A 14,458-nucleotide genomic window follows, 5' to 3' on the forward strand; every position below is an offset into this window, starting at 1 on the left:
ACATGAGTCGGGGATCCCACAGCGAGGCGGCGTCTGAGGTTCCGCCACCCGCACCGCTACGCAAACCACTTTCGAAACACTCCTGAGCTCAGCGGGGGCGGATCATGTCGGTGGCCGCCAGCGAGGCCAGCGCCCGCCGGAACGACGCGCGGCGCGCCTCCGGGACGGCCTGCAGCACGTCCTCGACGGTGGCATGGTCACCGAGACCCCGCACGAGGTCCACCAGCTCGGGAACTTTCAGGAACGACAGCTTGCGGTTGCCGAAGTGGTACGCGAGCGCCCCGAACGGCTCGGGGCGCAGCGCGACCTGCGGATTCAACCGATAGCCCTGGCTCGTGTCGAACTCCGCCGCGGTGGTCATCAGTAGACCCCGCACATCCCGTCGATCGAGACCTCTTCGACCAGCAGTTCCTCTTCGACCGCCGGTTCGGCGGCGGCAGTGCCCAAATCGTGCTGTTCGTCAGCCATGCGATGCTCCTCATCGAGCGGGCCGACCGCGGTCGGCCACCGGCCACTTGTCGGCCACCGTATTTGCACCGAGTGCATTTTGGAAGACCTGGAGACGCATCCGTTGGGGCAGAACACGATCGGCTCAATCCCGCGACCCGGCGGTCGACGGCGGGTGACCACCGCCGCCGAGCTGGAGCAGGTCGCGTTCGAGCTCTTCGACGAGCAGGGTTTTGAGCACACCACCATCACCGACATCGCGCGCGCGGCGGGCATAGCGCGCCGGACGTTCTTCCACTACTTCCCGTCGAAGAACGACATCCCGTGGGGCGACTTCGACGGCGAGCTCGACCGGATGCGCGCGGATCTCCGCGCCGCGCCGCCGGAAAGCCCGCTGATGGACGCGATCCGGCACTGCCTCGTCGAGTTCAACCGGGTCGCCCCGGAGCAGGTTCCGGCGCACCGCCGCCGGATGCGGCTCATCCTCGGGATTCCCGCGCTGCAGGCCCACTCGACGCTGCGGTTCCGGGCCTGGCGGCAGGTGGTGGCGGAGTTCGTCGGCGACCGCCTGGGCGAACCCGCGGACGGCCTCGCGCCGCAGGCCATCGCCCACGCGACGCTCGGCGTCGCCGTCGCGGCCTACGAACAATGGCTGGACAGCGAGGATTCCGACCTCAGCGAGCTGCTCGACGCCGCGATGCGGGAGCTGGCGGCCGGATTCGGTGCGACGGCCCGGCCGGACGCCACGCGGTGACGCCCGGCCGGCCGGCGATCAGTAGTCGGCGTCGCCGTAGATGACCATGCCGCGCAGGTTCTTGCCGTCGCGCATGTCCTGGTAGGCGGCGTTGATGTCCTCCAACCGGTAGGTGCTGGTGATCAGCTCGTCGAGCTTCAACGTGCCGTGCCGGTAGAGCTCCAGCAGCCGCGGGATCTGGGTGCGCGGGCTGACGCCGCCGAAGATGGCGCCCTGCACGCGCTTCTGCAGCAGGGTCAGCTCGAACAGGCTCACCGAGGCGTCGATCTGCTGGTAGTGGCCCATGCCGACGACCACGACCTGGCCGCCCTTGGCCGTCATGCTCAGCGCCGGCTGCAGGTCCTCGCCCCCGACCACGCCCTTGGTCAGGATGACGGTGTTGGCGTTCTGCCCCCAGGTCAGCTCGCCGACCGGGCCCGCCGCGTCGGCCATCGACTCGAAGGCGTGCGTGGCGCCGAGTTCCAGCGCCTTCTCCCGCTTGAACGCCACCGGGTCGACCGCGATCACGTAGCGCGCCCCGGCGGCCGCCGCGCCCTGCACCGAGTTGATGCCGACGCCGCCGACGCCCACGACCACCACGGTGTCGCCGGCGCGGGTGTTGCCGACCTCGGTCGCCGAACCCCAGCCGGTGGACACGCCGCAGCCCAGCAGCGCGGCCTTGTCCAGCGGGACGTCGTCCTCGATCTTGATCACCGACGCCTGGTTGACGGTCACGTACGGGGCGAAGGTGCCGAGCAGGCACATCGGCACCATCGGCTTGCCGCGCAGCGACAACCGGTGCGTGCCATCGGAAATCGCCTTGCCGGTCATCAGGCTGCCGCCCGCGTCGCAGAGGTTCTGCATCCCGCGCGCGCACGCCCGGCACGACCCGCAGCCGGGGATGAACGCCAGCACGACGTGGTCGCCCTCTTCGATGCCGGTGACGTCGGGCCCGACCTTCGTGACCACGCCGGCGCCCTCGTGCCCGCCCACCGCCGGGTAGAACGCGACCGGGCTCGCGCCGGTGCGCAGGTGCTCGTCGGAATGGCACAGCCCCGAGGCCGCCAGCCGCACCTGCACCTCGCCGGCCACCGGGTCACCCAGGTCGATCTCCTCGATTTCCCAGTCCTCGCCGGGACCGTGCAGCACCGCAGCCTTGGTCTTCATGTCCCACTCCTCGTCGAATGGCGTTCAAGGTCACATATGGCCACCCGAGCATGGAAAATCCGGGGAACGCCGTCAAGGGGCGATCAACAGGAGCGGAACTAGCTTGCGCCGAAAGGGGATTCCCAAGAGGCTGTTTCGGAATGCGGCGTCAGCCGCATGCGATGAGGGACTCAGCAAGCACCGCCGCGGGTTCTCAGACGTCGTCTGGCGAGGACAGCCCCGAAGCCGCGTATTGGACATACATAAATCGGGGATCCCGGAGTCCAGACGGCGTCTGAGGTTCCGCTACCCGCACCGCCACGCAAACCCATTCTGAAGCCATTCCTAACTCGGGTTGTCGCGGACGACGAGCACCGGGCACGGCGAGTGGTGGATCAGCTTGTGGCTCGTCGAGCCCAGGTGGGCTCCCGCGACGCCGCCCCGGCCGCGCGCGCCCACCACGACCAGCTGGGCCTCCGCGGCGCGGGCGAGCAGTTCCCCGGTGGGCGATCCGCGACCGACGAACCGCCGCACCTCGACGTCGGGGAACCGCTCGGCCCAGCCCGCCAGGGCCTCGGCGACGAACCGCTGCTCGTTCTCGCTGACCTCCTCCTCGGGCAGCCGCGCCCGCAGCCACCTGAGGTCGATCCCGACCACTTCCCAGGCGTGCACGACGTGCACCGGCACCGCCCGGGACGCCGCCACCGCGAAGGCGTGCGCCAGCACCTGCTCGGAGGACCGGGCATCGTCCACCCCGGCCACCACCGGGCCGGTCACCGGGAAGGTCAGCGGCTCACCGGTGTCCGGCACGACGGCCACCGAGCAGCGCGCGTGCGCGGCGGCCTTCACCGCGACCGCCCCGGCCAGCAGGCCGGTGAACCCGCCGAACCCGCGGTCCCCGACCACCAGGAGCCCGGCCTGCTCGGACTCCGCGATGAGCACCTTCTCCGCCGTGCCCCGCACGGCCGCGGCGTCGATGGGCACCTCGGGTTCCTGCTCCCGCGCGGCGTCCGTGCCCGCCGCGAGCCAGCGGGCGACCTCGTCGCGGAGGTGGTGCTCCTTCGCCCGGAGCGAATCCGCCGGCACCGGCTGCGCGGCCGCGTCCGCGTAGACGATCCGCAGGCCGACCCGCCGGCGCACCGCCTCCCGCGCCGCCCAGCGCGCGGCGTTGCGCGCGACCGCCGAGCCGTCCACGCCCACGACCACAGGTCCGCCGTCCATCTCAGCCTCCCGGTGCCTGTCGCGTCACGACACCAGGGTGGTCCAGGAGTCCTCGGCTCGCGCGCTCAGCGAGTCGGCATGCGCCCAGCGACGAACAGCTCGGTGTTGCGGTCGCCGGGCTCGCCGAGCTGCGCGAGGTCGGTGTGCGGGTCGTTGAACGACAGTTCCCGGTACAGCGAGGCGAGCCCCGCCGGCGAGCGGTCGTCGTAGTCGGCCTGGTACGGGCTGTCGGCCTCGATCAGCGTGGTGAACAGCGACAGCGTGCCGTCGCCGTTGTCGACCAGCTCGATGACGCGGGCGAGCTGCGGGAAGTCCACATGGGACGCCGTGTTGATCTCCCAGAACCCGCACGCCGGATCGTCGGCGTGGTGCGGCGTGATCGCGTTGCGGTGGGTGTGCCCGTTGACCCAGGCCAGCACGTTGGGGAAGCGCTTGAGCAGCCGCACCACCGCGTTGCCGCTCTTGCGGATCTCGCCGGGCCTGCGGAAGTCCGGCAGCAGCGCCGTCATCGACGCGCTGGTGTGGTGGCTGAACAGCACGAAGAGCTCGTCGGAGGCGGACTGCCGCTGCTTGCGCCCGAAGGCGTCGTAGTACTCCGAACTGCCGCGCGTGAGCACCTCTTCCAGCCACTGGTACTGGGCGAGCCCGAGGGAGCCTTCGGCGAAGCCGGCGGTGTTCGTGCTGTCCAGGCTGATGCCGGTGACGCCGGGCGCGATCGGGAAGGTGTAGTACGGCTCGGTGTGGTCGGCGTCGAAGCCGTGGCCGACCGGCCCCGGCCCGGTGTTGGCCGGATCCAGGTGGGCCTGGATGAACTCCTCGGTCTTGAACGGCCTGCGGCGCTCGTCGGGCGTGACGGTGCGGATGATGCCGCTGCGGGTTTCCACCGCCAGCGCCGACCGCTGCCGGTCGCCGCGCAGGAGGGCGGCGACCTCGCGGGTCTCGCGCTCGTCCCGGCCGATGATCTTGCGCGAGCCGGTGTACCAGTTGTGCAGGCCCGGGATCAGCTTGTCCGGCACCGTCCCGACGACGGCGTTGTCGTGGTTGCCGAAGACCGCGTACCACGGGATGCGCAGCCCGGGGCTGTCGAACGGCCGGAGCGCGTCCGCGAAGAACCCGTCCAGCACCGGGAAACCGAGCTCGCGGAACCGGTCCGCGACGCCGCCTTCGGGATGCCAGTACAGCGGGTCGCCGGAGTTCTGCACGCCCTCGTAGTTGCCGGGGTCGCCGGTGTTCTGCGCCAGTCGCCCGCCGTTGAGCACCGCGAAGTACCAGTCGAGCTCGGCCCGCTCGTGGTTGTCGGTGCTGTCGCCGGTGGTGATCACGAAGTCCAGCGGCCGGCCGGTGACCGGCCCGCCCGGCAGGGCGTTGACCCGCTGCACCAGGTGCGCCGCGGCCAGCGCGCCGAGCGTCTCCTGCGGGCGCCACGCCCCGCCCGTCAGCGGGTGCACGTACTCGAACCGCGCCGGGCTCTGCGCGTCCACCAGGTGCAGGTCGGTGAACTGGACGAAGGAGGCGATCGGCACCCTGCGGTCGTCCCGGCCCGCGCGACCCTCGACCAGGTCGGTGCGCACCACCTGCGACCAGCCCGGGCCGGCCACCAAGCGCCGGTAGCCGCTGCCCGGCGCGGCGACGGCCGTGCGCTGCAACGTCGTCCCGGCGGCGTTGACCACCCTCGGGTCGGCGCCTCTGGCGAGCGCCGGACCGGCGCCGAGCAAGCCGCTGCCGAGGACGGTTCCGGTGATGCCCGCGGCCCGGAGGAAACCGCGCCTGCTCATCGCTGCCATGTTTAGTTCCCAGTCCGTGCGTCCCTGATCAACCAACTGATCAGAAAATCTTTCATGTTTGCCGGACGCAGCACACCCCCGAGCAGGTGACGATCAGGAGAACGAGACCCGACGAATCGACCACCCGGGCCGCTCAGTCCACATCGGCCGGTCCCGGTCGTGAGCGCGAGGACCGGCTCTTACCGCTCACGCCCCCCTGCCCCGGCCCGCCGAGCAGCGGGAACCGGGCGAGCGCGGGTCGCGTCCCAACCGGCGCGCGGTCGACGAGAACGATCGCTTCACCTGGCACATCGAGGAGGCGTTGCGGAACTCGGACGTGGACGAGATCGGGCTGCTGAAGGTGACGCGGGTCGGCGGACCTCCGGCGGAAGGCGCCGTGGAGCACGAGGGCCAGACCATCAGCGCCGACGACGTCGCGGTGTGCATGACGGTCAACGCCACCACCGTCGGCGAAGCGGGCTCTTCGTCGCCGTACCTATTCGCACGCGCTCTCGGCCACCGTCGCCGACGGATCCTGCTGAGCTTCAGACCAGCGGGCGGCCCGTCCTGATCCGGCGCCGCAGGTCCCAGAGGATGAGGTTGAACGGGAACCGGCGCGCCACCGGCGGCACCCGTCGCACGATCGCTGCCAGCGCCGACATCAGCGCGTCGAACCGGCGCTGATCCCGGCCGTTCCACGGCAGCCGCATCTCCGCGCGGAACCGCTCCGGCAGGAAGCCGGTGGTCACGAACCTGTTGAAGCGACCGAAGAGCAGCGCCACCGGGCGCGGCAGCCAGGCCAGCATCGTCACGTCGTAGAGGTAGGCGCGCACGGCGTCGTCGATCGAGATGCGGTCCAGCGACTCGGCCCAGTACTCCTCGAAGGCGGCCCGGTCCGGCGGCCACGCCTGCGCCGGCACCTGCAGGGTCGTGCCCAGCACCGCGCCCTCCCGGTAGAAGGCCTCCGCCGTGGCGGCGTCGGGCTCGCCGAAGAAGATCCGGTAGTTGTCCTCGAAGCCCTTGTACAGGCAGGCCGCGACCCACAGCTGCAGGTCCGGGTCGAAGGCGTTGTAGGCGACCGGGCTGGAATCCGTCGAGCGCACCTGCGCGTGCGCCCGGTTCACCCCGCGCCGGAACAGCTCCCTCTCCCGGTCGGTGCCCATCGCCGCGACCACCAGGTAGGCCAGGGTCGTGCGGGTCCGCTTCACCGGGTGCCGGAACAGCTGGCCGGATTCGACCCTGCTCTCCACCACGCCGTGCCCCACCCCGGGGCGGGCCAGCTGCATGATCACGTTCGCGTTGCCGGCCAGCAGGCCGACGCCGAGCACCGCGTCCTCGATCCGCCTGACCTTCGTCGCCGAAACAGCCACCGCCGCCACCCTCCGCACCGAGGCCCATTCTGCACACGGCCGTTCCCAGATAGGGAACAGCGGCCCCGGCGATCTGTCAAGATGAGCGGATGAGCACGTCTCCACTGCGGGTCTACGGCGGAGTGCAGGGCGATGACCGCCAGGCCGAGCGCCGGGCGCAGTTCATCGAGGCCGGACTGGACCTGCTCGGAGCGCAGGGCGACAGCCCGACCCTGACGGTGCGCGGGGCGTGCCAGCGGGCGGGCCTGGCGACGCGCTACTTCTACGAGAGCTTCGCCGACCGCGACGCGCTGGCGGCGGCGGTGTACGACCACGTCGTCGACGACCTCGCCACGACGACGCTCGACGCGGTCACGTCGGCGGCACAGGGCGAACGGGCCAAGGTCCGGGCGGGACTGGAGAACATCGTCCGCACGATCGCCCACGACCCGAGGCGCGGCCGGCTGCTGTTCTCGATCTCGCTGTCCAGTCCCCTGCTGGCGCAGCGCCGTCTGGACTCCTCAAGGCTGTTCGCCGCCCTGCTGGGCGGTCAGGCGAAGGACTTCTACGGCATCACCGAAACCCCGCACCTCGAACTCACGACGCACTTCATCGTGGGCGGCCTGGCCCAGACCCTGACGGCCTGGCTGGACGGCACCCTGGACGTCGACGAACCCCACCTCATCGACCACTGCACCGAGATCTTCCTGGCCATAGCGGCAGGATTCACCACCTGACCACCGAAATCCCACTCCCCCGGCGCCCGGACCCCCGCTCCCCCGGGCACCCGGACCCCGAGGCCGTACCGCAATTTCCATTGAGCCTTTTTCATCCTGGTCAGCCCGCAACCGCGGGTCGCAAAGCCGCACGTCGATGAGGTGTCGCATGCGCCGCAGGCGCATAACCCACCTACGACACCCGCACCGCCGCGGGTTCTCAGAGGCTCCCTGGCGAGGACGGCCCCTCCGCCGTGTATTGGACATACATCAGAAGGGGCACCCACAGACCAGGGAGCCTCTGAGGTTCCGCCACCCGCACCGCCATCCAAATTGAGGCTGGAAAAACCTCATTGAAAACGAACCTTCGATTTCAATGGAAATTGCGGACCCACCGGGGCGTGAGGACCTGTGGTCAGGCGTGGTCGGTGATGTCGAGGGCCGTGCGGACGATCGTGTCCGCGTCCAGGCCGTGGTAGCGGTAGACGTCTTCCAGGGAACCCGACTGGCCGAAGTTCGTGACGCCGAGGTGGGCCGCCCGGACCCGGTTGATCCCCGCCAGGAACGCCAGCGCGTGCGGGTGTCCATCTAGGACGGTCACCAGCGGCGTCGCCCGGTGCGCCGGGAAGACCTGGTCCAAGGTGCCCGCAGAGCCACCGGCCCCTTGGCGCGCCCGCAACGCCTCGAACAGCAGGCCCGGGCTGGTCACGCACACCACGTCCGCGCCGACGCCCTGCGCTTCGAGCCGGTCGGCGGCCGCCAGTGCTTCGGGCACCAGCGCGCCCATCGCCGCCAACGTCACCTCCGACGCCTCGTGGCGGCGCAGCGGGTACGCGCCGCCGATCGCCAGGCGGCGACGGCGTTCGCGGGCCGCCGGGTCGGCGGGCACCGCCGCGAGCGTCTGGTCGACCGGCCGGGTCGACAGGCGCAGGTAGGCGGATCCGCCGTCGGGCCTGCCGAGTCGGGCCAGCGACGCCAGCAGGCACCACTCGGTGTCGATGGCGAACGCCGGCTCGTAGCTGGTCAGGCCCGGCTGTTCCAGGCCGATCGACGGCGTGATCACGGACTGGTGCGCGCCGCCCTCCGGCGCGAGGCTGACGCCAGAGGGCGTGCCCACCAGGATCGACTGGCCGCCCGCGTACATCCCGAACGACCACGGTTCCAGCGCGCGCCCGACGAAGCAGTCGTAGACCACGCCGATCGGCAGCAGCGGCTGGCCCCAGCGGCTCCAGGTGGCGCCGAGCTCGCCCAGCAGCCCGACCAGGTTCGTCTCGGCGATGCCGAGTTCGATGTGCTGACCGGCCGGGCGTTCCCGCCAGTGCAGGATGGTCTCGGCGTCGTCGGCGAACCAGTCCACCCGTTCGGTCGGCGACCACACGCCGACCTTGTTCAGCCAGCCGCCCAGGTTCGTCGACGAGCTGACGTCCGGTGCCAGCGTCACGATCCGCGCCGCGGCGTCCGGCGCGCCGCGCGTCAGGTCCAGCAGCGCGCGGCCGAGCGCGGCCTGCGTGGTCGTGGTGCCGGTCGGCGTCCGCCCGATGTCCGCCGGCAGCTCCGGCGGCGACACCTGCGGGCGCTCACGGCGGCGCAGGCGCGCGGCGGCGTCGGAGCACCGCTGCCCCGCCGGGCTGCCGGCCTCGAAGCGGTGCCACGGGTCGTTCAGGTCGGCTCCGACGTTCTCGGCGAGCTGCTGCATCTGCTCCGCGCTCAGCAGCGAGCCGTGGTTCTGCGGGTGGCCCTCGCTGGCCAGGCCGTATCCCTTGACGGTGTAAGCGAAGATGACGGTCGGCCGGGTGTCGTCGATGGCCCGGAACGCGCCGTCCAGCGCCGCCAGGTCGTGCCCGCCGAGGTTGCGGATCGCCGCGGTCAGCGCCTCGTCGTCCACATCGGACAGCAGCCGGGCGATCTCCCCGCCGTCGGCGCCGGGCAGCCGCTCGCGCAGCTGTTGCGGCGTGCAGCGCAGCAACCGCTGGTACTCCGGGTTGCTCATGCCGTCGATGCGCGCCCGCAGCGCCTCGCCGCCCGGCCGGGCGAACAGCTCTTCCAGCAGCCGCCCGTACTTCAGGGTGAGCACCTGCCAGCCGGCGGCGGCGAACATGCCCTGCAGGCGGTTGGCCGCGATGTTCGGCACGACCCGGTCCAGGGACTGGCGGTTGAGGTCGACGATCCAGACGACCTCGCCGAGGTCGGCGACGGTCGGATCCATGATCGCTTCCCAGCACGCGCCCTCGTCCAGCTCCGCGTCGCCGAGCAGCGAGTACTGCCGCCCGGTGCCCGCGCCGCCGACGTGGCTGTCGACGTAGCGGCGGGCCACCGCGCCCCAGATCGGGGCGGTGGCGCCGAGTCCGACCGAGCCCGTCGAGTAGTCCGCGGGGTCGGGGTCCTTGGTGCGGCTCGGGTAGCTCTGCAGGCCGCCGAACTCGCGCAGCGTGGTCAGGTGCGACTCGTCGAGCTCGCCGAGCAGGTAGTTGATCGCGTGCAGCACCGGCGACGCGTGCGGCTTCACCGAGACCCGGTCCGCCGCGGTCAGGTGCTCGAAGTACAGCGACGTCATGATCGACACCATCGAGGCGCAGGACGCCTGGTGCCCGCCGACCTTGAGCCCCGACGCGTTGGGCCGCACCCGGTTGGCGTGGTCGATGATCGCGGCCGACAACCACAGCACCCGCTGCTCGACCTCGCGCAGGGATTCGGCCGTCGCCGCCTGGACCGGTGCCGCGCTGGTCATCGCGCCTCCTCGGGAAAGTTGCCACATTGCTTCGACGAGAACACCAAGAGCACAATCACTGCACAAGTTCTGGACCCTATTTTGCGCATTCTGCACCGGCACGGCTCGGTGCGAGCCAACGGAGGTGAGCATTGTGCCCAGCGCCGACACGCTCGACGAGGTGGACATCCGGCTGCTGCTGGCGCTGCGGGAGGAGCCGCGCGCGACGGTGGTCGCGCTGGCCGAACGCGTCGGGCTGTCCCGCAACACGGTGCAGGCCCGGCTCGCCAAGCTGGAGCCCAGGCTCGGGTCGTTCGAGCGGCGCATCGACCCGGCCTCGCTCGGCCACCCGCTGACCGCGTTCATCACCGTGCAGGTCACCCAGCAGATGCTCGGCGAGCTCGCCGAGTCGATGGCGCAGATCCCGGAGGTCGTCGAGGTCTTCGGCCTCACCGGCGCGGCCGACCTGCTGGTGCGGGTGGTCGCGGTGGACGCCGACGACCTGTACCGGATCGCCGGGCAGGTCCTGGCGACACCCGGAGTGGAGCGCACCAACTTCGCGCTGGCGATGCGCAGCATGGTCGACTTCCGCCTGACCCCGCTGCTGCGCAAGGCCCTCGCCGAACGCGAGCAGGAGTAGCCGAGTTTCGCCTGGTCAGGACCCGTGCGCACTTCTTGCTGCCATAGCGACACAAAGTACGCACGGGCCTCACCTGGCGGAACGTGCAGCGGACCCGGAGCTACCGGTCAACAGATTCCGGCGCTGCTCGGGCGATCTCGGCCCGGACGCCGAGGAGGCGGACCGGGCGGTCCAGCGGGAACCGGCCGAGGGCCGTCTGGGCCGCGCCGTCGATGGCCCCGGCGTCGCGGGTCGGGGCCGGGAGGGACACGCCGTGGGTGTGGGTGGCGAAGCGGGAATCCCGCACCTTCACGACGACGCGGCGGGCCAGGACGTCCTCGGCCGCGAGGTCGTCCGAGACGACGCGCGAGAGGCGGGTGATCTCCGAGCGCATCTCGGCCTCGTCGCGCAGGTCCTGCTGGAAGGTGACCTCCCGGCCGTGCGAGCGGGCCTGGTAGGGCTCGTCGGTGACCGGGGTCGAGTCGTAGCCGTGCGCGAGCGCGACGAGCCACGGCCCGATGTTGGGGCCGAATTCGCCCGCGAGGTCCGCCATCGCGGTCCGCGCCAGGTCGCCGACCGTGGCGATGCCGCGCGCGGCGAGCTTCTTCGCCGTCTTCGCGCCGACGCCCCACAGCGCTTCCGGCGGCCGGTGCGCCATCACCTCGACCCAGTTGGACATGTCCAGCCGGAACACCCCGGCGGGCTTGGCCAACCCGGAAGCCAGCTTCGCGCGGAGCTTGTTGTCGCCGATGCCCACCGAGCACGCCAGCGCGGTGCGTTCCCGCACGTGCTGCTGCACCGATCGCGCGGTCAGCTCGGCGTCCTCGGTGTCGACCAGCATGAAAGCCTCGTCCCACCCGGCGACCTCCAGGATGCCGCCGACCTCCCGCAGCGCCCCCATCACGTCGGCGGACGCGGCGAGGTAGGTCTCGCGGTCGGCGGGCAGGAACACCGCCTCCGGGCAGCGGGCCGCCGCAGTGCGCAGCGGCGTGCCGGAGCGAACCCCGAACTCGCGGGCCTCGTAGGACGCCCCGGCCACGACGCCGCGCTGCTTCGGGTCGCCGGAGCCGCCGACGAGCACCGGCCGCCCGCGAAGCTCGGGATGGCGCAACAGCTCTACGGCGACGATGAATTGATCGAGATCCACGTGCAGCACGACCCGTTCCACGCTGCCAGCATCGACGCGTTCCGGGATTTGCGCCAGAGCTGACCGCAGGGGATTCACCATCCACATCGGACACCTCCGTCGCGCGCGCCGGGGCGGGTGCGCGACACTGGTGGCGTGAGCAAGCGAAGCGCCGGCATCCTGCTGTTCAAGGTCGAGGACGGATCTCCGCAGGTCCTCGTGGTGCATCCGGGCGGCCCGTTCTGGCGGAAGAAGGACGCCGGCGCCTGGTCCATCCCGAAGGGCGAGCACGAGCCCGACGAGGACGCGCGGTCGGCGGCGGTCCGGGAGTTCGCCGAGGAGACCGGCATGCCGCTGACCGACCGCGAGCTGTCGCCGCTGGGCGAGGTGAAGCAGCGCAACGGCAAGCTCGTGACCGCCTGGGCCGTCGAGGGCGACTTCGATCCGACCGCGTTGCGCAGCAACGAGTTCGAGGTGGAGTGGCCGCCGAAGTCGGGCCACCGCCAGAGCTTCCCGGAGGTCGACCGGGCCCTGTGGTGCGATCCGGACACCGCCCGCGAGAAGCTCAACGCCGCCCAGGCCGAGTTCGTCGACCGCCTGCTCGACCTGCTGCGCACCGCCGGCCGCCTGTCGCGATAACCCGTTGACGACGAGGCCGCGAATCGGCAGGCTTCTCGGCAACGCGGTCGAGAGGCGCTGCGACGGGCCGTGCCCGCCACGCTTGGCCGCCGACGCGAAGGGACACAAGGGCGCCTCCTGACCGAGGAGGTGCGTCATCATGTTCATCGCGCCAGGCGAGATCGCCGCTCTCATCAGCTACCCGGTGAAGGGATGCGCGGGAATCGCGACGAGCGGTTCCGCGCTGACCCCGGCCGGGCTCGAACATGACCGCGCGTTCATGGTCGTCGACCTCGACGGCACCTACCGGACCCAGCGCAGACATCCCCGGCTCGCGGTGGCTCAGCCCCGGGTCGACGGGGATCTGATGACCCTCTCGGCGCCGGGAACCGACCCGCTGACCGTCGCCGTGAACAGCACCGGTGCGCGCCGCCCGGTCGACCTGTTCGGCGCCCCGCACCTGGGCATCGATCAGGGGGACGCCGCCGCGGAGTGGTTCTCCGACCTGCTCGGCGCGCCGAGCAGGCTGGTGCGGGTCCCGCCCGAGCACGACCGCGTGACCGACGGCGCGACCCCCGGGACGTCCGGCTACGCCGACAGCTGCCCCGTGCACCTGATCTCCACGGCATCGCTGGACCTGCTCGACGAACGGCTGGCCGAGGACGGTTCGGGGCCGCTGCCGATGAACCGGTTCCGGCCCAACATCGTGATCAGCGGCTGGGACGAACCGCACACCGAAGACCTGGTGCGCACGATCTCGATCGGCGAAGCGGCGCTGGGTTACGCCAAACTCGCGATCCGCTGCGCCGTCACGACCGTGGACCAGGAGACCGGTCGCCGAGCCGGCCCGCAGCCGCTGCGCACCCTCGCCCGGTACCGGCGGGCGGATGCGGGAATCGCCTTCGGCACCAAGTTCGCGGTCGTGCGACCAGGCAGGTTGTCCGTCGGCGACAAGGTCGTCGTCGAATCCTGGGGTGCAGCCGAGATCTAGCTCGTGGCCGCCGTGGAGCCGTTCCCCGCCGGGGCGAGGGCGAGGCCGGCGAGGCCGGTGGACGACACCACGCCCCGGAAGAGGGCCAGCGCCTCCGCTCGTTCGGCCTCCGGGGCGCGGTTCTCCAGCACCTGCGCGGCCGGGACGGCGAGGTCCTCCAGGGCGCGCACGCACCGGTAGTAGGCCAGGCGGTGCGGGTCGATGTCCACCGGCCCGTACCCGGCGAAGAACCACTGCTGCTCCTGCCGGCCGACCGGCGCGAACGGCAGCAGCACACCGCCGATCACGAACAGGAGATCGCGTTCGCGCGGGGCGAGGACCGCGTCGTCCCAGTCGATCAGGGACACGTCCACACCGCGCAGCAGCAGGTTCCCCAGGTGCGGATCGCCGTGGCAGACGACCTCGGGCGCGTACTGGGCGCGGAGCTTCCGCCCCAGCGCATCGGCGTGCGTCAGCAGCGCCGCGATGCGGTCCGCCGCCGAGCGCCACTCCGCGGCCAGGGAGCGGACGAGAGGGTCGTCCGGGAGTTCGCCGGAGGTGCACTCGCCGTGGAGCACGCGCACCGCCGATGCCCAGCGCTCGTGCGTGTGTTCCTCGCGCGGCAGCGACTCCGGCGCCTCCGCCACGGGCATGGCGTGCACCTGCGCGAGCATTGCCCCATAAGCCTCCCAGTGCTCTGCCGTCATCCCGCCGTCCAGCGCGCCCTCGTCGGACGCCCACGGCGCCAGGGACAGCCGGCGCCCCGCGCGCTCGCTCCACAACCCGCCGCTACGCGTCGGCACCGGCCCGGCGACGCCCGGCACTCCGCGCCCGGCGAGCCACGCCGACACCGCCAGCCCCGCCGTCGTGCCGCCGCCGCTCCACTTGACCGCGTACCGCTCCCCCGCCGCGGAAGTCCCGCGCCCGACTTCGGCCGCCACGTCCGCACCGCTGCCCACCGGATCGATCGCCACGAGGTCGATGCCGAAGTCTTCCCGGACCCACGCCCGCAGGCGCTCAGCAGCGGCGATGTCGGACATGAC

At 71.6% G+C, this 14,458-nt stretch carries 15 protein-coding genes; 6 read left to right on the forward strand and 9 right to left on the reverse strand.

Going from position 1 to position 14,458, the window contains the following annotated elements; translation table 11 throughout:
• Positions 1-88: 88 nt before the first annotated feature.
• Positions 89-361 (reverse strand): mycofactocin biosynthesis chaperone MftB, encoded by a 273-nt coding sequence (gene mftB / locus ACWEV3_RS25995; protein WP_452616394.1) that lies wholly within the window; start codon positions 359-361, stop codon positions 89-91.
• Positions 361-468, reverse strand: a complete 108-nt coding sequence (gene mftA / locus ACWEV3_RS26000; RefSeq protein ID WP_358304006.1) for a mycofactocin precursor MftA — start codon at positions 466-468, stop codon at positions 361-363. The genes mftB and mftA overlap by 1 nt, the downstream gene beginning before the upstream one ends.
• A 154-nt stretch (positions 469-622) precedes the next feature.
• Between mftA and mftR the strand changes: the two genes are divergently transcribed.
• The gene (mftR, locus tag ACWEV3_RS26005; RefSeq protein ID WP_452616395.1) at positions 623-1,201 is read left to right on the forward strand and encodes a mycofactocin system transcriptional regulator; all 579 of its coding nucleotides are present in this window, start codon (positions 623-625) and stop codon (positions 1,199-1,201) included.
• A gap of 18 nt (positions 1,202-1,219) precedes the next feature.
• Here mftR and ACWEV3_RS26010 read toward each other — a convergent pair whose 3' ends face one another.
• The 3 genes from ACWEV3_RS26010 to ACWEV3_RS26020 form a co-directional block, all read right to left on the reverse strand.
• Positions 1,220-2,347 carry an NDMA-dependent alcohol dehydrogenase gene (locus tag ACWEV3_RS26010; protein ID WP_452616396.1) on the reverse strand — a complete coding sequence of 376 codons (1,128 nt, stop codon included), beginning with the start codon at positions 2,345-2,347 and terminating at the stop codon, positions 1,220-1,222.
• A gap of 324 nt (positions 2,348-2,671) precedes the next feature.
• Positions 2,672-3,547: a universal stress protein gene (locus ACWEV3_RS26015; protein WP_452616397.1), complete on the reverse strand. Its 876-nt coding sequence runs from the start codon at positions 3,545-3,547 to the stop codon at positions 2,672-2,674.
• Positions 3,548-3,612: 65 nt separating this feature from the next.
• Positions 3,613-5,331, reverse strand: a complete 1,719-nt coding sequence (locus ACWEV3_RS26020; RefSeq protein ID WP_452616398.1) for a TIGR03767 family metallophosphoesterase — start codon at positions 5,329-5,331, stop codon at positions 3,613-3,615.
• A gap of 301 nt (positions 5,332-5,632) precedes the next feature.
• Here ACWEV3_RS26020 and ACWEV3_RS26025 point away from each other — a divergent pair, with 301 nt between their 5' ends.
• Positions 5,633-5,881, forward strand: coding sequence for a hypothetical protein (locus tag ACWEV3_RS26025; protein ID WP_452616399.1), 249 nt, complete (start codon positions 5,633-5,635; stop codon positions 5,879-5,881).
• On the opposite strand, the gene ACWEV3_RS26030 is transcribed toward ACWEV3_RS26025, so the two are convergent.
• Positions 5,856-6,680 carry an oxygenase MpaB family protein gene (locus ACWEV3_RS26030; protein WP_452616400.1) on the reverse strand — a complete coding sequence of 275 codons (825 nt, stop codon included), beginning with the start codon at positions 6,678-6,680 and terminating at the stop codon, positions 5,856-5,858. The two genes, ACWEV3_RS26025 and ACWEV3_RS26030, sit on opposite strands and share 26 nt — an antisense overlap.
• A gap of 89 nt (positions 6,681-6,769) precedes the next feature.
• On the opposite strand from ACWEV3_RS26030, the gene ACWEV3_RS26035 reads away from it, so the two are divergent.
• A complete protein-coding gene (locus ACWEV3_RS26035; RefSeq protein WP_452616401.1) occupies positions 6,770-7,396 on the forward strand; it encodes a TetR/AcrR family transcriptional regulator in 627 nt (208 codons plus the stop codon).
• Between the two features lie 394 nt (positions 7,397-7,790).
• On the opposite strand, the gene ACWEV3_RS26040 is transcribed toward ACWEV3_RS26035, so the two are convergent.
• On the reverse strand, positions 7,791-10,103 hold the full coding sequence (locus ACWEV3_RS26040; protein WP_452616402.1) for a transketolase-like TK C-terminal-containing protein: 2,313 nt from the start codon (positions 10,101-10,103) through the stop codon (positions 7,791-7,793).
• 133 nt (positions 10,104-10,236) lie between these two features.
• Here ACWEV3_RS26040 and ACWEV3_RS26045 point away from each other — a divergent pair, with 133 nt between their 5' ends.
• Positions 10,237-10,722 carry an Lrp/AsnC family transcriptional regulator gene (locus tag ACWEV3_RS26045; RefSeq protein WP_452616503.1) on the forward strand — a complete coding sequence of 162 codons (486 nt, stop codon included), beginning with the start codon at positions 10,237-10,239 and terminating at the stop codon, positions 10,720-10,722.
• 100 nt (positions 10,723-10,822) lie between these two features.
• Here ACWEV3_RS26045 and ACWEV3_RS26050 read toward each other — a convergent pair whose 3' ends face one another.
• A complete protein-coding gene (locus ACWEV3_RS26050) occupies positions 10,823-11,869 on the reverse strand; it encodes a DNA polymerase IV (protein WP_452616403.1) in 1,047 nt (348 codons plus the stop codon).
• Positions 11,870-11,983: 114 nt separating this feature from the next.
• Here ACWEV3_RS26050 and ACWEV3_RS26055 point away from each other — a divergent pair, with 114 nt between their 5' ends.
• Both ACWEV3_RS26055 and ACWEV3_RS26060 read left to right on the forward strand, forming a co-directional pair.
• On the forward strand, positions 11,984-12,466 hold the full coding sequence (locus ACWEV3_RS26055; protein ID WP_452616404.1) for an NUDIX domain-containing protein: 483 nt from the start codon (positions 11,984-11,986) through the stop codon (positions 12,464-12,466).
• Positions 12,467-12,605: 139 nt separating this feature from the next.
• Positions 12,606-13,436: an MOSC domain-containing protein gene (locus ACWEV3_RS26060; protein ID WP_452616405.1), complete on the forward strand. Its 831-nt coding sequence runs from the start codon at positions 12,606-12,608 to the stop codon at positions 13,434-13,436.
• On the opposite strand, the gene ACWEV3_RS26065 is transcribed toward ACWEV3_RS26060, so the two are convergent.
• On the reverse strand, positions 13,433-14,455 hold the full coding sequence (locus ACWEV3_RS26065; RefSeq protein WP_452616406.1) for a phosphotransferase enzyme family protein: 1,023 nt from the start codon (positions 14,453-14,455) through the stop codon (positions 13,433-13,435). The two genes, ACWEV3_RS26060 and ACWEV3_RS26065, sit on opposite strands and share 4 nt — an antisense overlap.
• Between the last annotated feature and the right edge of the window lie 3 nt (positions 14,456-14,458).

This window comes from Saccharopolyspora sp. NPDC003752, assembly GCF_053605825.1.

Coding starts and splice junctions, on each gene's coding strand:
- mftB (WP_452616394.1), bottom strand. CDS start 361: ATGACCACCGCGGCGGAGTTCGACACGAGCCAGGGCTATCGGTTGAAT.
- mftA (WP_358304006.1), bottom strand. CDS start 468: ATGGCTGACGAACAGCACGATTTGGGCACTGCCGCCGCCGAACCGGCG.
- ACWEV3_RS26010 (WP_452616396.1), bottom strand. CDS start 2,347: ATGAAGACCAAGGCTGCGGTGCTGCACGGTCCCGGCGAGGACTGGGAA.
- ACWEV3_RS26015 (WP_452616397.1), bottom strand. CDS start 3,547: ATGGACGGCGGACCTGTGGTCGTGGGCGTGGACGGCTCGGCGGTCGCG.
- ACWEV3_RS26020 (WP_452616398.1), bottom strand. CDS start 5,331: ATGGCAGCGATGAGCAGGCGCGGTTTCCTCCGGGCCGCGGGCATCACC.
- ACWEV3_RS26035 (WP_452616401.1), top strand. CDS start 6,770: ATGAGCACGTCTCCACTGCGGGTCTACGGCGGAGTGCAGGGCGATGAC.
- ACWEV3_RS26040 (WP_452616402.1), bottom strand. CDS start 10,103: ATGACCAGCGCGGCACCGGTCCAGGCGGCGACGGCCGAATCCCTGCGC.
- ACWEV3_RS26060 (WP_452616405.1), top strand. CDS start 12,606: ATGTTCATCGCGCCAGGCGAGATCGCCGCTCTCATCAGCTACCCGGTG.
- ACWEV3_RS26065 (WP_452616406.1), bottom strand. CDS start 14,455: ATGTCCGACATCGCCGCTGCTGAGCGCCTGCGGGCGTGGGTCCGGGAA.